The sequence below is a fragment of the Pseudomonas sp. YY-1 genome, from assembly GCF_002843095.1.
GTDB classification, from domain to species: domain Bacteria; phylum Pseudomonadota; class Gammaproteobacteria; order Pseudomonadales; family Pseudomonadaceae; genus Aquipseudomonas; species Aquipseudomonas sediminis_A.
The window spans coordinates 26,799-47,258 of the sequence record NZ_PJLX01000021.1 but is presented as its reverse complement, the minus strand read 5'-3'; the positions used below and the strand labels follow the sequence as shown (position 1 = coordinate 47,258).

Below are 20,460 nucleotides of genomic sequence, written 5' to 3'. Positions count from 1 at the left end.
TACAGACCGTTTGAAAACGTAGCGAGCGAAGGTCAGGCAAGGCAAAAAATGGCGAGAAAGCGCAGTTTACGAGTTGTAAATGAGCATTTTGAGCCGTTTTTTAACGCAGCATGGTCGAGCGCAGTAGTTTTCATACGGTCTGCTGCGAGGTGTTGGCTGTCTGGCCTGACAACAACAAGGAGAAGCCGGTGTCTCTCAATGCCCAGCTGCAACCTGCCGCTGCAGCCAGCCTCGCGCGCTGGCACCAATTCGTCGCCGCCAAGGATCTGAGCGCCTTGCCTGAGTTGCTGCACCCACAGGCGGTGTTCCGCTCACCGATGGCACACACCCCGTATCCGGGGGCGCAGGTGGTCAATATGATCCTCAATACTGTACTCAAGGTATTCGAGGACTTCGCCTATCACCGTGAACTGGCCACCGCCGATGGCCTCAATGTGGTGCTGGAGTTTTCCGCGAAGGTTGGTGGGCGCGAGTTGAAAGGAATCGACATGATTCGTTTCGACGATTCGGGGCGAATCGTCGAGTTCGAGGTGATGGTACGCCCGATGAGTGGGCTGCAGGCGCTCGGTGCCGAAATGGCCCAGCGCCTGGCGCCTTTTCTCGCTGCAGCCAAAGGCTGAACGGCGCTCTACTTGAGAACGCCGACTTCTCGGTAAAAGCGCTCGGCGCCAGGGTGCAGCGGAATCGGCAGACCACTGGTGGCTCGCTCCAGCCTAATGTCCTTGGCGGCTGGATGCGCTTCGGCCAATCGGTCGAGGTTCTCGAAGAGCAACTTGGTCATCTGATAGGCCACGGCGTCGGAAACGCTGGTCTGGCTGACCAGAACGTTGGTGATGGTCGCCGTCGTCACGTCGCTGGCCTGGCCTTTGTAGGTGCCGGCAGGGATGGTGCCCGACTGATAGGCGCTGCTGCCGATACCGCCGGTAAGGATGTTGATCGAGGTTGGATTAGCGTGAGCGTTGGGACTACTGGCCAAAATCGCGGCAGCGGCGAACAGGCCAAGGCGCTTGGCTAAGTGCATGGGAATTCTCCGTTGTTGTTATTTTTAGCTAAGGACGCGGCAGTGCTGTGCAGGCAGTCTTCTGGCGCCGGAATAGGCACTCGCGAAGCGGATTGAACGATGAGGGGTTGGCAGTGAGGTGATAGCAGAACATGGCTGACCTCTTGTCTTTTTTATCAGTCCGGCCGCGCGACAGGCGCGCGAGCTTGTACGTGCCAGAGCGGGTGACGTGCCAGGTTGTCGGATCACTGCTCTGGAGCGGATGAGCCCAATGCTATGGGCTGAAATAGGCAAAACTCCGCTTGTGAGGCAGGGTTGAAAAGCAAGAATCCGCCGATCGAGTTGTGTTGGGCAGGCTGTTACTCATCCCGGCGGACCGGACCGCTGGCAGCTTTCGTACTTTCCGGTCTGGTCACATTTTTGCGCCAAGCAGTGGCCTATTTGGGCTGGCTCGCAGAGTGAGTGCCAACCCAGTCACATTGCTGTGGTTGGGTTTTCCCCTAGACTTGCTCGAGGTATCAAGGACGATATCAGTGCAGAGTCTGCGCTGCGCTGGCACGCGACGTATTCCCGGTTGGTCCAGAGGGTCCTCAATGAGCATGCAGAACAAGCCGCAGATGGTGGAAGCCGTGATGTTCTTCAGTGAACGCGGTATCTGCAAACAGATGATGTTCCCTGAGTTCGAGGCTTTGCTCGACGGCGTGGTGAACATGCCCGAGTTCGCCGACGAACAGATGCGTGCGGTGTTCGTGGTGATCAACCCGCGCCTGCTGGTCAGGGCTGCGGTGTTCTTCTTTTTGGATTTCGACGAGGACGGTCGCCCCGACAAGGGCTGGAACATTCCTCTGCAACATCTGGCCGAGCGTGCCGGCCGTGGTCCGGATCTTGGCGCTGGGCCGATCCGCCTGGCCTGCCGCAGCCAGTGTCCGGTTTCCTGGCATCAGATGCACCTTTGGGACCCCAGCCTGGCACCTGCTCAGAATGACCTGGTGTTGCTGCGCGATGCCGTCAAGCGCAATCAGCTTGGGCTGCTGATCGAGGACGACAGTGCTCAGGCGGTGGTTGCCGAGCGTTTGCAGGTGGCCTCCGAAGATAAATGGTATGCGCCGGATCCGGCCAAGGAAGTGGCCGAGCAACTGGCACAGAAGATGGATCATGAGCATCGTGCCAAGACTGCGCAGCTGATTCAGCAGCAGCGCCTGCGCATCAGCAGTCTGACCCAGCAGCATGAAGACGAACTGGCCAAGTTCAAATTGGCCAGCGAGGAGCAGAGCAAGAATCTGCAAGCGCAGATCCATGGGCTGCATCAGGCGCTGCGCCAGCAGGAGGAACTCAACGCCAACCTCAAGGCGCAACTGGCCGCCCAGGCCGAAAGTTTCCAGGTCAGCCGTGAGGAAATGACTCAACAGCTACGCGCCCTCGAGCGTCATGGCCGTACCGAGGGCGATATCCTGCGTGCGCAGTACGATGGTGAAATGCGCGCCAAGGTCGCTGCCGCCGTGGCGGAGTACAAGGAACAGATCGCCATACGCGACGTCGAGCTGGCCTATCGCAACGAGCTGGATGCTCAGTTGCAGGAGGAGGTCGAACGCCTCAAGCGTGAGCGCGATGCATTCGCCAGTCAGGGCGGTGACCAGGTGCTGGATCGCCTGGCCAAGCTTGGTGTGGTGTTCGTGGTATACCATCCCGGCGCCGGGCACCTGACCATTCCCCTGCAGGATGTTGCCCGCTATCAGGACAATCCCATGGCCTACGCCGCTGGCAAATGCTTCGTTTCCGAAGAGCAGTATCGACACTGGTTGGCGCATTATCAGCAGCCCAGCTGCGACGCATCCTTGCCCAGCGGGGAGCGCTGCGCCATTCCCATTGACCGCGTCGATACGCCCAGCCGCTTCACCCTGGGTGATTCGAACTGCTGCGCGCGGCACAAGGCGAGCAGTCGTCTGCGCACCGTCAGCTGACCTTGCCAATACAGATTCCCATCTGGCGCCCGCGGGCGCCGCTACAACTTCTGCAACTGGACTGGCTCGCGGCTGCCGGCGTCGAGCTCGCTTGTCTGCGCCTGGATCTTGTCGACCCCCTGTTGTCCGGCAACAAGTGGTTCAAACTCGCGTCCTATCTTGAACAGGCCTCTGCGGATGGTGCGCAGGGGGTGATCAGTCTGGGTGGGGCGCACTCCAATCATTTGCATGCGCTGGCTGCGGCGGGACAGCGTTTCGGCTTCGCCAGCGTCGGTCTGTTACGTGGCGAGGTGCAGCAGACCCCGACCGTCGATGATCTGCAGCGCATGGGCATGACCCTGCACTGGCTGGGTTATGGCGGTTACCGTGCGCGGCATCAGCCAGATTTCTGGGTGCCCTGGCTCGCTAGATACCCGAATTTTCAGGTGATTGGTGAGGGCGGTCTGGGGCTTCAGGGCGCCAGTGGCTGTAGCTGTCTGGTGGCGATGGCCGAAGCGCAGTTGGCCGATATCGGCTGGTCCGATTTCGATGCCTGGTGGCTGGCTACGGGGACCGGCACTACCCTGGCCGGTTTGCTGCTGGGTGATGGTCAGCGCAGCGTATTCGGCGCGCAGGCGGTACCCAATGATCACGGCGTCGCCACTCAGGTCGCCACGTTGCTGGACGAGGCCGGGGCGTCGGCGTGGCGTTACCAACTGATCGAGGCAGCACGCGGCGGTTTTGCCCGTATCGATGAGCCGCTACGCCAGTTCATCCTGGAAACCGAGCAAGCCTGCGGTGTGCCATTGGAGCCTGTGTATACCGGCAAGGCGCTGATGGCGCTACGCGATTTCTGCGAGCAAGGTCAACTCGCACGCGGCACTCGGCTGATCTTCATTCATACTGGCGGCTTGCAAGGTCGACGGGTGTTGATGGGCGCCAGTGCCGACTACACTCAGGTCTGACCAGCGGAGCCTGGAAATCCTCATGAGCGAACCCCTTACCCCCGCACAACTGCGCAGCCTGACGCCGCTCAACGCGCTTTCCGCGCAGCAGTGGCGCGAGTTGCGTAGCCAGTTGGTGCCGCAGCCGCTGCTGGCCGGGCAACTGCTGTTTCGTCAGGGGGATCAGGCGCGCCTGACCTGCTATCTGCTGGCTGGCGAGTTGCAGTTACAGGATGCCGCGGGCAGGACGCAGACGTTGCAGGCCGGCAGCGAGATCAGCTGTCACCCGGTGTCACCCGGCCTGCCACGGTTGCATGACGCTCGCGCCTTAACCGATATCAGCGTGCTGATGATCGACAGTGTCACGCTCGATCGCCTGTTGACCTGGCGTCTGGCGCATCAGGATCTGTTATTGGCATTGCAACACAGTGGCGCCGATATCGAATGGCTGGAGCGACTGCTGGAAAACCCGCTATTTGCCAAGGTACCGCCAGCCAACGTGCAGAACATGCTGGCGCGGCTGCAGAGGGTCGAGCTGGCTGCTGGCAGTCAGGTGCTTGAAGAAGGCGCTACCGGCGATTGTTGCTACTTCCTGGAAAGTGGTCGCGCCGAGGTGATTCGCGACGCCGGCAGTGATCATCAGGTGCTGGCGGAGCTGGAGGTGGGCGCCTGTTTCGGTGAAGAAGCCCTGCTTGCTGATCGGCCACGCAATGCCACGGTGACCATGGTCGAGGCGGGCAGTGTGCTGCGCCTGGATCGTCAGGATTTCTTTGCTTTGCTCAAGGCTCCAGTCGTGGCCGAGGTGTCGCTGGGCGAGGGTGCCAGGTTGCTGACACAGGGCGCGCAGTGGCTGGATGTGCGGCTGCAGGAAGAGTACGAGAAGGCGCACGCGCCGCAAGCGCTGCATATGCCGCTGCAGCTGTTGCGCCTCAAGGCGCGCCTGCTGGATCGCTCACGTACCTACCTGTGCTATTGCGATAGCGGCAAGCGCAGCAGCAGTGCAGTGTTTCTGCTCTCGCAACTGGGTTACAGCGTTTATGCCCTGCGTGGCGGCCTGGATGCCCTGCCGGCGGTACAGCGCGACGCGCTGCTGTGTGAAAGCGGGGCAGGGTATCTGGCGCGTTCCGGCGGGCGTACCGAGCGTAGCCTTTGATTGGCGCTGGCCCTGCGGCCTATCAACGAGGTGGGTGACGCCCGCGGATTGCCGGTAGCAGCATCCCGGATTGCATCGGGCTACGACTGCGCCGGCCACTGATCGTTGACCAGAAAGATTCGTTCGACCTCTCGCCAATCCCCGGCGTGATCTTCCTCCAGGCGCACCAGCAACTGCGCCTGAGCGTCCGATCGTAACAGCTTCAGCCATTGCTGGAAGGTGTCTGCGGGCCAGGCCTCGCCAGTCTTTACCAACGCCGGTGCCAGCCAGGCCAATCGCGGCAAGGGTTGCCAGCGAGCGTCCGGTTTGGTCGCGGCGAACGTATCCCAGTCGCGCTGGCGTAGCCAACGGCCTTGGCAGTGCTCGGGCGCCGCACCGCGAGGTGATGAGCAATCACCAGGCCAGGGGTAGAACAGGTAGCCGCCGAGCCAGAAGGCGGACCGAGTATCGCCCAACTGCAGCTCGTTCAAGGTCGCGCGTGCCTCGCGGCGCGACGACAGGGGCAACTGGTGCTGCGCGAGGTGACCGAGTTTCAGGTCAAGCCGATCATGGCTGCCGGGGCCGAGCCAGTCCGCCGCGTCGCTACCGCGCGTGCCCAGGTAGAACTTCACCGCCAGCTCCAGGTGATGCTCGCCTTCCGCGTCGCGCAATAGTAGGTCCAACTCGCCCAGTGTCTGGCCGTTCTGACGGATCGGTAGGTTGGCTGCGACCACTTCTACATCCGGCGCCGCGTGCAGGGCGAACTGCCACAGCCGTTCGTAATAGAAGCCGAGGCGGCGCACCGGTTTCGTGGCCAGCCAGGCATGCAGGGCACCGGCATCGTTGTCCTGCTGCACGAGCCAGTCATTCAGTCGCTGCGGTTGCTGCGTCCAGCAACTGGCCTGTAGCGGATGACGCTGGACTTTCGTGGTCTCACCGAGCATGGGTGGCGAGAGCAGCGTCCACGCCAGGTCGCGCACGGCAGGGGTATGCAGGCTTGGCAGCGGGTCATGCATCAGGTCAGGGTCGCTCATTATCTCGAGCATAGCGCAGCAACAGCAGTGGTTTGCTGCGGCCCCGGCGTTTGGCCGATAATCTCTCTTCGTTTCTTATCTGTCTGGCGGGAGTCCCATGGAGCAATTTCGCAATGTCGGCATCATCGGGCGCCTGGGTAGCACGCGGGTGCTGGAAACCGTACGCCGCCTCAAGCGCTTTCTGATCGACCGCCACCTGCATGTGATCCTCGAGGACACCATCGCCGACCTGCTGCCGGGACACGGCCTGCAAACCTCCTCACGCAAGATGCTTGGCGAGGTCTGCGACCTGGTGATCGTCGTCGGTGGCGACGGCAGCATGCTCGGCGCAGCCCGCGCCCTGGCACGGCACAAGGTGCCGGTGCTGGGGATCAACCGTGGCAGTCTGGGTTTTCTCACCGATATTCGCCCTGATGAGCTTGAGCTCAAGGTGGCGCAGGTGCTCGAAGGCCAGTACCTGACCGAGAATCGCTTCTTGCTCGAAGCCGAGGTGCGTCGTCAGGGCGAGGCCATCGGCCAGGGCGACGCGCTCAACGACGTGGTGCTGCACCCCGGCAAGTCGACGCGGATGATCGAGTTCGAGCTGTATATCGACGGTCAATTCGTTTGCAGCCAGAAGGCCGACGGTCTGATCGTCGCCACGCCCACGGGTTCTACCGCCTATGCGCTGTCTGCTGGCGGGCCGATCATGCATCCCAAACTCGATGCCATCGTGGTGGTGCCGATGTACCCGCATACGCTGTCCAGCCGGCCCATCGTGGTCGACGGCAATAGCGAGCTGAAGGTGGTGGTGTCGGCGGACATGACCATCTATCCGCAGGTGTCCTGCGACGGCCAGAACCACTTCACCTGTGCCCCGGGCGACACCCTGCACGTGGCCAAGAAGGCGCAGAAGCTACGTCTGATCCACCCGCTGGATCACAACTACTATGAGGTCTGCCGCACCAAGCTTGGATGGGGCAGCCGCCTGGGAGGGCAGGACTGAATGTCCCTCGACCCCCATCGTGGCTATGACCTGATCGGTGATATCCACGGTTGTGCGCAAACCCTCGAACGCTTGCTTGAGCGGCTGGGTTACAGCCGCCAGGGTGGCGTGTGGTGCCATCCGACGCGCATGGTGATCTTCCTCGGTGACCTGGTCGACCGCGGCCCTGGCATTCGCGAGGCCCTGCACCTGGTGCACGATATGGTCCGCGCCGGCCAGGCGCTGTGCATCATGGGCAATCACGAGTTTTACGCGCTGGGCTGGAGCACGCCGGCACCGCCAGGCAGCGGCCGACAGTACGTGCGCGAACACAGCCCGCGCCACCAGCGCCTGATGCGCGAGACATTGGCGCAGTTCGAGGATCATCCGCAGGAGTGGCGCGAGTTCCTCCGCTGGTTCTACGAGATGCCGCTGTTCATCGATGCCGGGCGCTTCCGCTTGGTGCACGCCTGCTGGGATGATGAGTTGATCACGCCGCTCAAGGCGCAATTCCCCGATGGCTGCATCAACGAACATTTCCTGCAGGCCTCGGCCGTGCCCGGCAGCTTCGCCAACATGGCGCTTGATCGCCTGCTGCGCGGCACCGACATGCGCCTGCCGCACGGCCTGACCCTGACTAGCGGTGATGGCTTTACGCGTTCCTACTTCCGCACCAAGTTCTGGGAAGAGGACCCGAAGACCTACGGCGATATCGTCTTCCAACCCGATGCCTTGCCGGAGCTGGCGGCGCAGACGCCGTTGACCGAACTGCAGAAGGACGAATTGCTCAGGTACGGTGCGCACGAGCCATTGCTGTTCGTCGGGCACTACTGGCGGCGGGGCAAGCCGGCGCCGATCAGGCCCAATCTGGCCTGCCTGGACTACAGCGCAGTGGTCGGCGGCCGCTTGGTCGCTTATCGCCTGGATCAGGAAACACGTCTTGATGCGGGCAAGTTCGTCTGGGTCGATGTCGACCCGCAGGAGGCGCCGCGATGACGGCAGTAGAAGTGCTGCGCTTGCCGCTGGATACCGACTTGAGCGGCTTTGTTGGCCTGTTGCGGCGTTTGAACGTGCCGCACCGGGTGGCGGAAGAGGGCGGGCAGCAGGTGCTCTGGGTGCCAGATGAGCAGCTTGCCGGGCAGGTGCGCGAGCTTTACGCGCGCCATCCGCAGGGCGATGCCGGCGGAGAGTTGCCGGCAAGCCCTGCGCTGGTGCGGGACAGCTTCTTCACGCAGTTGCGGCGCAGTCCGGTTACGGCACTGGTGCTGCTGGCGACCTTCATCGTCTTTGCCGTGACCTTGGCGGGCGAGAATTTTTCCACTATCCGCTGGCTGAGCTTCGTCGATTTTCGTATCGACGGTGAGCGCATCTATCTGACCTATCTGGATGCCACTTTGGGCAGCGGTCAGTGGTGGCGCCTGATCACGCCGATGCTGATTCACTTCGGCTGGCTGCACCTGGCGATGAACAGCCTGTGGTACTGGGAGCTGGGGCGGCGGATCGAGTTTCGTCAGGGAGCCATTGGTCTGTTCGGGCTGACCTTGCTGTTCGGCCTGGCGTCGAACTTCGCCCAATACTGGTGGGCTGGGCCGTCGTTGTTCGGCGGGTTGTCTGGCGTGCTTTATGGCCTGCTCGGGCATTGCTGGATCTACCAGCGCCTGGCACCGAATCCGGCCTACCGGCTGCCGCCCGGCGTATTGGTGATGATGCTGATCTGGCTGGTTGTTTGTATGACCGGCATCTTCGAAACCCTGGGGGTTGGCGCTATCGCCAACGGCGCGCACGTCGGTGGCCTGCTCATCGGCTGCCTGACAGGGCTGCTTGGCGGTATGCTGGCCCGACGTAGCGCTTGATTCGACTTTAGACCTGTAGGGCGGGTGCAACCCGCCAGCTCTGTGTTTCGGCGGGTTTCACCCGCCCTACGATTTATCTGGAGACCTGTATGTCGTCCTTTCTCGATGCGATTGAAAACATCACCCCGGAAATCTACGAAAGCCTCAAGCTGGCCGTGGAAATCGGTAAATGGCCGGACGGCCGCAAGCTGACCCAGGAGCAGAAAGAGCTGAGCCTGCAGGCGATGATCGCCTGGGAAATGCAGAACCTGCCGGAGGAAGAGCGCACCGGTTACATGGGCCCTCAGGAATGCAGCAGCAAATCCGAGCCGGTGCCGAACCTGTTGTTCAAGTCCTCGGATACCCTGCACTGATGGGTGAATTGGGACGTGGCTCGCTGAGCAAAATGAAGGCGCACCTGGACGCACCGGTGCAATACGCTTTCCGCCTGGGCGAGGAAGAAGTACCGGTCAATCCGCTGGTGGGCAAGCACTTGCGCCTGGAATTCCTCGGCGCCATCCATTGCACGCACTGCGGGCGCAAGACCAAGACCAGCTTCAGTCAGGGCTACTGCTACCCCTGCATGCAGAAGCTGGCGCAATGCGATGTCTGCATCATGAGTCCGGAGAAGTGCCATTACGATCAAGGCACCTGCCGCGAGCCGAGCTGGGGCGAGCAGTTCTGCATGACCGATCATATCGTCTACCTGGCCAACTCCAGTGGCGTGAAGGTTGGCATCACCCGCGCCACTCAGGTGCCGACGCGCTGGATCGACCAGGGCGCGACTCAAGCGCTGCCGATTCTGCGCGTGGCCACCCGGCAGCAGTCCGGCTTCGTCGAGGATTTGCTGCGTAGCCAGGTGGCGGACAAGACCAACTGGCGTGCGCTGCTCAAGGGCGACGCCGTACCGGTCGATCTGCTGGCCATTCGCGAGCAACTGTTCGACAGTTGTGGCGCGGGCATTGCCGAGCTGCAGCAGCGTTTCGGTCTACAGGCCATCCAGCCGCTGACCGCTGCTGAGGTGCAGGCGATTCGTTATCCCATCGAGGCCTATCCCGCCAAGATCACCAGCTTCAACCTAGACAAGCAGCCGCTGGCCGAAGGTACCCTGCTCGGTATCAAGGGCCAGTACCTGATGTTCGATACCGGCGTTATCAATATCCGCAAGTACACCGCCTACCAGTTGGCCGTCCACGAGATCGCCGCCTGACACCCGATTGCCACCGGCGCCCGAGGCGCCGCAGACGAGAGGCCAAGAGCCATGCGCACCGAACAATCCAAGACCATCTACCTGAAGGACTATCAGGTTCCCGATTACCTGATCGACGAGACCCACCTGACCTTCGAGCTGTTCGAGGATCACAGCCTGGTGCACGCGCAACTGGTCATGCGTCGCAACCCTGAAGCCGGTGCCGGCTTGCCGAAGCTCGTACTGGATGGCCAGCAACTCGAGCTGCTGGAGCTCAAACTCGACGACCGCGAGCTGGGCGGGGGCGATTACAGCCTGACCGACAGCCACCTCACCCTGCAGCCGACCCAGGAGCGCTTCGTGGTCGACAGCAGTGTGCGCATTCACCCGGAGAGCAACACCGCGCTGGAGGGGCTGTACAAGTCCGGCAAGATGTTCTGCACCCAGTGCGAGGCCGAGGGCTTCCGCAAGATCACCTTCTACCTCGACCGCCCGGATGTGATGAGCAAATTCACCACCACGGTCAGTGCCGAGCAGCATGCCTATCCGGTGCTCTTGTCCAACGGCAACCCGATTGCCAGCGGCAGTGAAGAGGGTGGTCGCCACTGGGCGACCTGGGAAGACCCGTTCAAGAAGCCGGCCTATCTGTTCGCCCTGGTCGCCGGTGACCTCTGGTGCGTCGAGGACAGCTTCACCACCATGAGTAAGCGTGAAGTGGCGCTGCGCATCTACGTCGAGCCGGAGAACATCGACAAGGTGCAGCACGCTATGGACAGCCTCAAACGCTCGATGAAGTGGGACGAGGAGGTCTATGGCCGCGAGTATGACCTGGACATCTTCATGATCGTCGCGGTCAACGACTTCAATATGGGCGCCATGGAGAACAAGGGCCTCAATATCTTCAACTCCAGCTGCGTGCTGGCCAAGGCTGAGACCGCCACCGATGCCGCGCACCAGCGCGTCGAAGCAGTGGTGGCGCACGAGTACTTCCACAACTGGTCGGGTAACCGCGTGACCTGCCGCGACTGGTTTCAGCTGTCGCTCAAGGAAGGCTTCACCGTGTTCCGCGACAGCGAGTTCTCTGCCGATACCCACTCGCGCATCGTCAAACGCATCGAGGACGTGGCCTACCTGCGCACCCACCAGTTCGCCGAGGACGCGGGCCCCATGGCCCACCCGGTGCGTCCGGACGCGTACATGGAAATCTCCAACTTCTACACCCTGACCATCTACGAGAAGGGTGCCGAAGTGCTGCGCATGATCCACACCCTGCTCGGGCCGGAGTTGTTCCGCAAGGGCTCGGACCTGTACTTCGAGCGCCACGACGGCCAGGCCGTGACCTGCGACGATTTCGTCAAGGCCATGGAAGATGCCAGCGGTATCGATCTGACCCAGTTCAAGCGTTGGTACACCCAAGCGGGTACGCCGCGCCTAGACGTCAGCGAAGCTTATGATGCCGCCGCGCAGACCTACAGCCTGACCTTCCGCCAGAGCTGCCCGGCTACGCCGGGGCAGAGCGAGAAGCTGCCGTTCGTGATTCCGGTGGCGCTCGGCCTGCTCGATGCCCAGGGCGTTGAGCTGCCGCTGCGCCTGCAGGGCGAAAGCGCGTCGCAGGGTACTAGTCGAGTGTTGTCGGTGACTGAAGCTGAGCAGACCTTCACCTTCGAGGGCGTCGCCGAGAAGCCGCTGCCCTCCTTGCTGCGCGGCTTCAGTGCGCCGGTCAAGCTGCACTTCCCCTATGACCGCGATCAGCTGATGTTCCTCATGCAGCACGACAGCGACGGCTTCAATCGCTGGGAGGCTGGCCAGCAATTGTCCGTGCAGGTGCTGCAGGAGCTGATTGGCCAGCATCAGCGCGGCGAGGCTCTCAGCCTGGATCAACGCCTGGTCACCGCGCTGCGAACCCTGCTTGAAGACGAGTCGCTGGATCAGGCCATGGTCGCGGAGATGCTCTCGCTGCCGGGCGAGGCCTACCTGACCGAGATCAGCGAGGTGGCAGATGTTGAGGCCATCCACGCCGCGCGCGAATTCGCCCGCAAGGAGCTGGCTTCCGCGCTATTCGCCCCGCTGTGGGCGCGCTACCAAGCCAATCGTGAAGTCTCCAAGGCCACCCCTTACGTGGCCGAGGCGGCGCACTTCGCTCGCCGCAGTCTGCAGAACATCGCGTTGTCCTACCTCATGCTCAGCGAGAAATCCGAGGTACTGGCGGCTTGCGTCGATCAGTTCGACAACGCCGACAACATGACCGAGCGCCTGGCGGCCCTGGCCGTACTGGTCAATTCGCCATTCCAGGAAGAGCAGGGCAAGGCACTGGCCATGTTCGCCGACTTCTTCAAGGACAATCCGCTGGTCATGGATCAGTGGTTCAGCGTGCAGGCTGGTTGCCCGCTGCCGGGTGGTCTGGAGCGCGTGCATGCGTTGATGCAGCACGAGGCCTTCACCCTGAAGAACCCGAACAAGGTTCGCGCGCTGATCGGTGCCTTCGCCAACCAGAACCTGATCAACTTTCACCGCGCGGACGGGGCGGGCTACCGCTTTCTTGCCGACCAGGTGATCACCCTCAATGCGCTCAACCCGCAGATCGCTTCGCGCCTGCTGGCGCCGCTGACCCGCTGGCGCAAGTACGGTTCGGCGCGTCAGGCACTGATGAAGGCCGAGCTGGAGCGCATCCTCGCCTCTGGTGAGCTCTCCAGCGACGTCTATGAGGTGGTGAGTAAAAGCCTGGCGTAAGACGGTTTTGGCTCTACAGGAAGTGTTACCGGCCTATGGCTGGTAACACTTTTTTGTTACCCAACGAAATGTGCGGGCCGCTGGTTATGTATTTGTACGCTTAAATTCGAGTGTCGGTGCTTGACAATGAGACGCTATTTTTGGCCGCTAACCCTTGCATAACAGGGGGTGATTGGCATAAAGCGTCGGATCGTAGGACGAAGTGCGCCACTTTTTCTGGTCTTTTGGTCAGTGGCTGATCAGTCACGAAAAGAAACCACCCAGCGGCTCTCCCACGCCTGTTTGCGCTGATACAACTGTTTGAATTGGCACCATGGTTGCAATGCCGAGCAGGACTTGACCGCGTGCAAGCTCTCGCTGGTCGTTGGAACACGTCGCTACAAAATAAAAACACAAGCCGTCGCCAGTACGGCATATCGCGACCCGGATTCGGGATCGCTCAAGAGAATGATCTGTCCACGGAGTGAGTCTCGATGGAAATTAAGTCCCGCAAGCCCGTTCTACGTTTTGCCCCGGCCAAGGCCGGCTTTGCGTTCGCTGGTGTTCTGCCGTTGCTGGTCGCCGCCCAGGCTCAAGCGGTGGAGTTCAGCTTCGCCGATAACGAAATCACCGGCTCCCTCGATACCACCATCTCCTACGGCCAGCTGTGGCGCGTCCAGGGTCAGGACAAGACCAACAACGACATCAACACCAACGATGGCAACCGCAACTTCGATACCGGCCTGGTTTCCGAAGTGTTCAAGATCACTACCGATCTGGAGGCTTCTTACCAGAACTATGGCGTATTCGTTCGCGGTACCGCTTTCTATGACACCCAGATCATGGACAAGCGCAACGATTACTATGACGCCAACACTCCGGCTCAGCCGAGCCAAAGCTATCCGCGCGATAACACCTTCACACGTGAAACCCGCCACAAGGCTGGCCGTGATGCGCAGATCCTCGACGCCTACGTTTATGGCAACTGGGATGTCGGCAACATGCCGGTTTCCGGTCGTCTGGGTAAGCAGGTTTTCAACTGGGGTGAAGGTCTGTTCTACCGCAACGGCGTAAACACCACCAACCCGGTCGACGCCGCCAAGTTCCGTCTGCCAGGTTCTGAAGTGAAGGAAGTGCTGGTGCCTGTCGAGGCGCTGAGCTTCAACATCGGTTTGACAGACAATCTGTCGATGGAGACCTTCTATCAGTTCAACTGGAAAGAGACTGCCATTGATCCGGTTGGTACCTACTTCTCCGAGACCGATCTATTTGCGGATGGCGGCAATACTGCCTACTCCACTCAATCTCGATTGGTCCCTCTGGCGGGTTTGTACTCCGGTCTTAGCAATGCTGGTGTGGGTGGACTGCAGGGTGGGCGTACCGTTGATGCAAATGGCAACATCAAAGTTGCGAGTATCGGGCCCGACATCAACGCAAAGAATGATGGCCAGTTTGGTGTCGCTTTCCGTTATATCGCGGAAGAACTGAACTCCACCGAGTTTGGCTTTTACTTTGTTAACTACCATGCCAAAGAACCGACTATTTATGCGGATCTCGGAGCGTATGAAGGGCTTGATCTCGCCACCATTGTCGCTGCTGCTGGGGCTCAACTGGATCCGCTGGTTCGCCAAGGTGTTGCTGCCGAGGCCGGGATTCCCGGAGCGGCACTGGACGATATCATCGGTACAGGTGCTAGTGGTGCGACTTTGGGGAGTGCTGCATTAGAACAAGCCATATTGGATGGTTATTTGGATGCTTTATCGAATGCGTCCCAGAACGCGGCCGGTGGGTTGGCTACGGTTGATGTAGCCAACCAAGTCAACGCCCGTCGCGAGTATGCCGAAGACATCCGCATGTACGGTTTCAGCTTCAACACAACCGTAGGTAACGCTTCCGTTTTTGGTGAGCTGTCCTACCGCCCGAACCTGCCGATCGGCATTGCTGCAACCAACGATCTGCTCGGCGATTTGCTGACCCAGGCTCCTCAACTGGCTGGCGGTGGTCGTGTGAATATCGGTGGCCAGCAAGTGCAACTGGGCGATCAAATTCACAACTACACCCGCGTTGAAGCATTCAACACTTCCCTGGGTACCATTTATAACTTCGGTCCGAGCCTGGGCTTCGACTCGTTGTTCGGGATCGCCGAACTGGCCTCCGAGCACCTGCGTGGCGACAGCCTGCAGTACGAGTCCCGCAACGGTACTCGCTACTACTCGGGTCGCGGCAATACCTCTTATATAGGCAACGATGGCCGTGATAATCGCGACGACCAGGTCAACAAGAACGCCTATGGCTACACTCTGGTGCTCTCCGGCACCTGGAACGACGTTTACGCTGGCGTGAACCTGTCGCCATTCGCGGTGTTCAAGCACGATTTCGAAGGTAACTCGCACCAGACCGGCAACTTCATCGAAGGTCGCAAGGCCTACACCGTCGGTATGCGCGCCAGCTATCTGAACAGCCTGGAAGCCGAGCTCCAGTACACCGAGTTCTATGGCGCAGGCCAGAACAACGGTGCGCGTGACCGCGACAACATCGGTCTGAACGTCAAGTACTCCTTCTAATACCTATAAACAGAAATAGGTCGGGCGCTCTCGGGCGCTCGGCAATACTCTTCACGGAGAATTACCCATGCTGAACAAGCACAGGCTGATGGCCGTAGCCGTTGCACTGGCGTTTTCCGCCGGCTCCGCGCTGGCTGCCGTTTCCCCGCAGGAAGCCGCAAAACTTGGCGATACCCTGACCCCCTTCGGCGCCGAAAAAGCCGGCAACGCCGCCGGCACCATTCCGGCCTGGACCGGTGGCATCACTCAGGCGCCGGCTGGCTACACTCGCTCTGGCCAGCACCACGTCAATCCGTTCCCGGACGACAAGCCGCTGTTCACCATCACCGCGGCCAACCTTAGCCAGTACGAGGCCAACCTGACTCCCGGTCAGATCGCCATGTTCAAGGCTTATCCGGAAACCTACCAGATGCCGGTCTACCAGACCCGCCGCTCCGGCTCCGCGCCGCAGTGGGTCTATGACAACACCGCCAAGAACGCCACCAGCGCCAAGCTGGTCGATGGCGGCAACGGCTTCTCCGATGCCTACGGCGGAATCCCGTTCCCGATCCCGCAGAACGGTGTCGAGGCGCTGTGGAACCACATCGCCCGCTACCGCGGCACCTATATTGTGCGTCGCGCCTCGGAAGTGGCAGTACAGCGCAATGGCGCCTACTCGCTGGTCACTTCCCAGCAGGAAGCGCTGTTCAAGTACTACCTGCAGAACGGCTCCTTCGCCGACCTGAACAACATCATGTTCTACTACCTGTCCTTCACCACCAGCCCGGCGCGTCTGGCCGGTGGTGCGGTACTGGTTCACGAGACTCTGGATCAGGTCAAGGAACCCCGTCAGGCCTGGGGTTACAACGCCGGTCAGCGCCGCGTGCGTCGTGCGCCGAACCTGGCCTACGACACCCCGATCGCCGCTGCTGACGGTCTGCGTACCGCCGACGACACCGACATGTTCAACGGTGCTCCGGATCGCTATGACTGGAAACTGGTGGGCAAGAAGGAAATCTACATCCCGTACAACAACTATAAGGTCACCAGCCCCGAGGTTAAGTACAAGGATCTGCTGCAGGTTGGTCACCTCAACCCGGCGCTGACCCGTAACGAGCTGCACCGCGTATGGGTGGTCGAGGGCACGCTGAAGTCCGGCGCCCGCCATATCTACTCCAAGCGCACCCTGTTCCTCGACGAGGACAGCTGGCAAGCCGCGGTGGTGGATCAGTACGACGGCCGTGGTGAGTTGTGGCGCGTATCCATCGCCTACCTGAAGAACTACTACGACCTGCCGACCACCTGGTCCGCGCTCGATGTGTTCCATGACCTGCAGGCGCGTCGTTATCACGTGCAGAACCTGGACAACGAAGAGAGCAATACCATCGACTTCACCCAGGCCACTCCGGACGACGGCTACTTCAAGCCAGCAGCCCTGCGTCGCCGCGGTACGCGATAATAGTCGTGTAGTCTCACGCGAAGGCCGCTACAGTAGTAGCGGCCTTTTCGTATCAGCTTGATGGATAGGCTTCTATCACGCGGGTTTTGCCTTAACAAAACATAACGTCGCGCCAATTGTCAGGGCTTTCCGAAGCTCGCTAGGATGAGCGGCCTGCTAATCAGCAGTACCGCCTATAACAAGAAAGGGGGAAGGTATATGAGTGAGCCCGTCATGCGGCGCACCCAGTCCGGTCTGGCGCCCATCCTGGCGCGCAAATCGGCGCTCCGTGTCCATTCGCCGCTGGCTAAAGCGCTCTCGCTGTGCAGTGTGCTTTCCATTCTGGCTTTCGCTGCCGCACCCTTGCAGGCCGAGACCTCGGCTGCGGCTGATGCCGGCTTCGCCATCGAGTCGCCCAAGGCCGTGCACAGCCTGTTGCTCGATGTGGTCAACACCGGCGAGCGCCTGGTTGCCGTTGGCGACCGTGGCCACATTCTCTATTCCAACGACCAGGGGCAAAGCTGGCAGCAGGCCAAGGTGCCGACTCGCCAGATGCTGACCTCCCTGTTCTTCGTCAATGCGCAGCATGGTTGGGTCGTCGGTCACGATGCGCAGATCCTCGCGACCACCGATGGCGGCCTGACCTGGACCAAGCAGTACGAAGACCTCGAACGCGAGGCGCCGCTGCTGGATATCTGGTTCAAGGATCTTGAGACCGGCTACGCCGTGGGCGCTTATGGCGCGCTGCTGGAAACCAACGATGGTGGCCAGAACTGGGAAGACGTCAGCGATCGTCTCGACAACGAAGACGCCTATCACCTCAATGCCATTGCCGCTGTGAAGGACTCGGGCCTGTTTATCGTCGGTGAGCTGGGCCAGATGTTCCGCTCCGCTGACTGGGGCCAGACCTGGGAACGCATCGAGGATCTGCCCTACGAGGGTTCGCTGTTCGGCGTGCTCGGCACCGACCAGTCGGCCACCTTGCTGGCCTACGGCCTGCGCGGCCACCTGTTCCGTTCCACCGACTTCGGTGATAGCTGGCAGCAGGTCAAACTCAATACGCCGAACAATGGTCCGCTGGAGTTCGGTCTGGCCGATGGCGCGCTGCTCAATGATGGCAACGTCGCTGTGGTAGGGCACGGTGGCACCGTGTTGCGCAGCAAGGATCACGGTCAGACTTTCGGCCTGATCAACCGTCCCGACCGCCTTTCGCTGGCCGGGATAGCTGCACTGGATAACGGCAACCTGATCCTGGTGGGGCAGGGCGGCGTTCACCTCGCCGCCTCGACTGGCGCCGATCTGGGCCAACAATAACAAGCCGGGAGCCTTTGCATGACCAAGCACCAACAACAGCCTGCTTCCTTCCTTGAACGGCTGATTTTCAACAATCGCCCGGCGGTGATCCTGATCTGCCTGCTGATCAGCATCTTCCTGTTCTATCAGGCTGCCCAGGTACGCCCGCAGACCAGTTTCGAGAAGATGATTCCGCTGGGGCACCCCTATATTCAGAAGATGCTCGAACACCGTAATGACCTGGCCAACCTGGGTAACACGGTGCGCATCTCGGTGGAAGCCACCGATGGTGACATCTTCAGCAAGGAATACATGGAAACGCTGCGGCAGATCAATGACGAGGCGTTCTACATTCCTGGCGTCGACCGCTCCGGTCTGAAGTCGCTGTGGAGTCCGAGCGTGCGCTGGACCGAAGTGACCGAAGAGGGCTTCGCCGGCGGCGAAGTGATCCCGCAGACCTACGACGGTTCTGCAGACAGCCTTGAGGATCTGCGTAGCAACATCCTCAAGTCCGGTCAGATCGGTCGCCTGGTGGCGAACAACTTCAAGTCCAGCATCGTCGATATTCCGCTGCTCGAGTCCTACCCGGACCCGAATGATCAGAGCAAGCTGATCAAGCTGGACTACCAGAAGTTCTCTCACGAGCTTGAAGACAAGATTCGCCAGAAGTACGAGGCGCAGAATCCCAACGTCAAGGTGCATATCATCGGCTTCGCCAAGAAGGTCGGTGATCTCATCGATGGCCTGATCGGTGTGGCGCTGTTCTTTGCCGTGGCCATTGGCATCACCTTCGTGCTGCTGCTGTGGTTCACCCACTGCGTCAAGAGCACCTTAGCGGTGCTGGTCACCACGCTGGTCGCGGTGATCTGGCAGCTGGGCTTGCTGCACACCCTGGGCTTCGGTCTCGATCCCTATTCGATGCTGGTGCCATTCCTGGTATTTGCCATCGGCATCTCCCATGGCGTGCAGAAGATCAACGGCATCGCCATGGCATCGGGTGAGGCGACCGATGCACTCTCCGCCGCGCGCATGGCGTTCCGCCAACTGTTCATCCCGGGGCTGGTGGCGCTGCTGTCCGACGCAGTTGGCTTCGTTACCCTGCTGCTGATCGATATCGGCGTGATCCGCGAACTGGCCATCGGCGCATCGATGGGTGTGGCGGTGATCATCCTCACCAACCTGATCCTGCTGCCGGTCGTGATTTCCTATATCGGTATCGGCAACCGTGCGGTGAAGAAGAGCCGCGAGGAGGCTGCCAAGGATCATCCGGTCTGGCGCGCCATTTCCAACTTCGCCCATCCGATGGTGGCACCGATCTCCGTTGTCGTTGCCGTGGTGGCGCTGGCTGGTGGTGTCTGGTACGGGCAGAACCTGAAGATCGGCGACCTCGATCAGGGCGCGCCGGAACTGCATCCGGACTCGCGCTACAACCTGGACAATGACTTCGTCATCCGCAACTACTCGACCAGTTCCGACGTGCTGGTAGTCATGATCAAGACCGGCCCCGAAGGCTGCTCTACCTATGACAGCCTGGCCGCCATGGACGAGCTGATGTGGAAGATGGAGAACACCGAGGGCGTGCAGTCGGCCATCTCCATGGTCACCGTGTCCAAGCAGGTGATCAAGGGCATGAACGAGGGCAACCTGAAATGGGAAACCCTGTCGCGTAACCAGGACGTACTGAACAACTCCATTGCCCGTGCCGAAGGCCTGTACAACGCCGACTGCTCGGTGGCGCCGGTGCTGGTGTTCCTCGAAGACCACAAGGCCGAGACCCTGTCGCGCGCCGTGGCTGCGGCTGAAGAGTTCTCTGCGCAGCACACCACTGACGACCTTCAGGTGGTACTGGCTGCCGGTAACGCCGGTATCGAAGCCGCGACCAACGAGGTAATCGCCGAGTCCGAGACCACCATGCTGATCGCCGTTTACGCGGCGGTGAGCATCATGTGTCTGCTGACCTTCCGCTCGCTGGCTGCGACCCTCTGCGTGATCCTGCCACTGGTGTTGACCTCGGTGCTGGGCAACGCGCTGATGGCCTTCATGGGTATCGGTGTGAAGGTCGCCACGCTGCCGGTGATCGCATTGGGTGTGGGTATCGGTGTCGACTATGGCATCTACATCTACAGCCGTCTGGAGACCTACCTGCGTCAGGGCATGCCGCTGCAGGAAGCCTACTACGAGACACTGAAGTCTACCGGTAAGGCGGTACTGTTCACCGGCGTCTGCCTGGCGATCGGTGTGGCGACCTGGATCTTCTCGGCGATCAAGTTCCAGGCAGACATGGGCTTGATGCTGACCTTCATGTTCCTGTGGAACATGATCGGTGCGATCTGGCTGCTACCGGCTCTGGCTCGCTTCCTGATCAATACCGAGAAAATGCGCGCCAAGGCTTGATGCCTATCGCGTAGAACGAAAACCGCGGCCCTTGGGCCGCGGTTTTTT

At 60.9% G+C, this 20,460-nt stretch carries 15 protein-coding genes and 1 pseudogene; 14 read left to right on the top strand and 2 right to left on the bottom strand.

Annotation, left to right across the window (positions count from 1 at the left end; all coding sequences use genetic code 11):
* Positions 1 to 188 precede the first annotated feature (188 nt).
* Positions 189 to 620 (top strand): nuclear transport factor 2 family protein, encoded by a 432-nt coding sequence (locus CXP40_RS22465; RefSeq protein ID WP_106735536.1) that lies wholly within the window; start codon positions 189 to 191, stop codon positions 618 to 620.
* An 8-nt stretch (positions 621 to 628) separates the two neighbouring features.
* On the opposite strand, the pseudogene CXP40_RS22460 reads toward CXP40_RS22465, so the two are convergent.
* Positions 629 to 916, bottom strand: a pseudogene (locus CXP40_RS22460) (TAXI family TRAP transporter solute-binding subunit); the annotation flags it as partial.
* Between the two features lie 677 nt (positions 917 to 1,593).
* Between CXP40_RS22460 and CXP40_RS22455 the strand changes: the two are divergent.
* Genes CXP40_RS22455 through CXP40_RS22445 form a run of 3 tightly spaced genes read left to right on the top strand, consistent with a single transcriptional unit; the run spans position 1,594 to position 5,037 of the window.
* Entirely contained in the window at positions 1,594 to 2,961 is a 1,368-nt protein-coding gene (locus CXP40_RS22455; protein ID WP_106735535.1) for a chromosome partitioning protein ParA, read from the top strand.
* A gap of 2 nt (positions 2,962 to 2,963) precedes the next feature.
* Complete coding sequence (locus CXP40_RS22450) at positions 2,964 to 3,905, top strand: 1-aminocyclopropane-1-carboxylate deaminase/D-cysteine desulfhydrase (protein ID WP_106735534.1); 942 nt, start codon at positions 2,964 to 2,966, stop codon at positions 3,903 to 3,905.
* 22 nt (positions 3,906 to 3,927) lie between these two features.
* Positions 3,928 to 5,037 (top strand): cyclic nucleotide-binding domain-containing protein, encoded by a 1,110-nt coding sequence (locus tag CXP40_RS22445; protein WP_106735533.1) that lies wholly within the window; start codon positions 3,928 to 3,930, stop codon positions 5,035 to 5,037.
* An 80-nt stretch (positions 5,038 to 5,117) separates the two neighbouring features.
* Here the strand turns inward: CXP40_RS22445 and CXP40_RS22440 are convergent, their stop codons facing one another.
* Positions 5,118 to 6,050 (bottom strand): DUF1853 family protein, encoded by a 933-nt coding sequence (locus CXP40_RS22440; RefSeq protein WP_106735532.1) that lies wholly within the window; start codon positions 6,048 to 6,050, stop codon positions 5,118 to 5,120.
* Between the two features lie 97 nt (positions 6,051 to 6,147).
* On the opposite strand from CXP40_RS22440, the gene CXP40_RS22435 reads away from it, so the two are divergent.
* The 10 genes from CXP40_RS22435 to CXP40_RS22390 all read left to right on the top strand — a co-directional run bounded on the left by CXP40_RS22435 (position 6,148) and on the right by CXP40_RS22390 (position 20,412).
* Positions 6,148 to 7,035, top strand: coding sequence for an NAD(+) kinase (locus tag CXP40_RS22435; protein WP_106735531.1), 888 nt, complete (start codon positions 6,148 to 6,150; stop codon positions 7,033 to 7,035).
* Positions 7,036 to 8,010 (top strand): metallophosphoesterase, encoded by a 975-nt coding sequence (locus tag CXP40_RS22430; protein WP_106735530.1) that lies wholly within the window; start codon positions 7,036 to 7,038, stop codon positions 8,008 to 8,010.
* Entirely contained in the window at positions 8,007 to 8,867 is an 861-nt protein-coding gene (locus CXP40_RS22425; protein ID WP_106735529.1) for a rhomboid family intramembrane serine protease, read from the top strand. The genes CXP40_RS22430 and CXP40_RS22425 overlap by 4 nt, the downstream gene beginning before the upstream one ends.
* A gap of 89 nt (positions 8,868 to 8,956) precedes the next feature.
* Positions 8,957 to 9,220 (top strand): YeaC family protein, encoded by a 264-nt coding sequence (locus CXP40_RS22420; protein WP_017679055.1) that lies wholly within the window; start codon positions 8,957 to 8,959, stop codon positions 9,218 to 9,220.
* Positions 9,220 to 10,056: a DUF2797 domain-containing protein gene (locus CXP40_RS22415; RefSeq protein WP_106735528.1), complete on the top strand. Its 837-nt coding sequence runs from the start codon at positions 9,220 to 9,222 to the stop codon at positions 10,054 to 10,056. The genes CXP40_RS22420 and CXP40_RS22415 overlap by 1 nt, the downstream gene beginning before the upstream one ends.
* 51 nt (positions 10,057 to 10,107) lie before the next feature.
* Positions 10,108 to 12,765, top strand: a complete 2,658-nt coding sequence (gene pepN, locus CXP40_RS22410; protein WP_106735527.1) for an aminopeptidase N — start codon at positions 10,108 to 10,110, stop codon at positions 12,763 to 12,765.
* A gap of 473 nt (positions 12,766 to 13,238) precedes the next feature.
* Positions 13,239 to 15,308 (top strand): DUF1302 domain-containing protein, encoded by a 2,070-nt coding sequence (locus CXP40_RS22405; RefSeq protein WP_106735526.1) that lies wholly within the window; start codon positions 13,239 to 13,241, stop codon positions 15,306 to 15,308.
* 67 nt (positions 15,309 to 15,375) lie between these two features.
* Positions 15,376 to 16,746 (top strand): DUF1329 domain-containing protein, encoded by a 1,371-nt coding sequence (locus CXP40_RS22400; RefSeq protein WP_045735214.1) that lies wholly within the window; start codon positions 15,376 to 15,378, stop codon positions 16,744 to 16,746.
* Between the two features lie 198 nt (positions 16,747 to 16,944).
* Positions 16,945 to 18,039: a YCF48-related protein gene (locus CXP40_RS22395; protein WP_256579534.1), complete on the top strand. Its 1,095-nt coding sequence runs from the start codon at positions 16,945 to 16,947 to the stop codon at positions 18,037 to 18,039.
* Positions 18,040 to 18,057: 18 nt separating this feature from the next.
* Positions 18,058 to 20,412, top strand: a complete 2,355-nt coding sequence (locus CXP40_RS22390; protein ID WP_106735524.1) for an RND family transporter — start codon at positions 18,058 to 18,060, stop codon at positions 20,410 to 20,412.
* Positions 20,413 to 20,460: the final 48 nt, after the last annotated feature.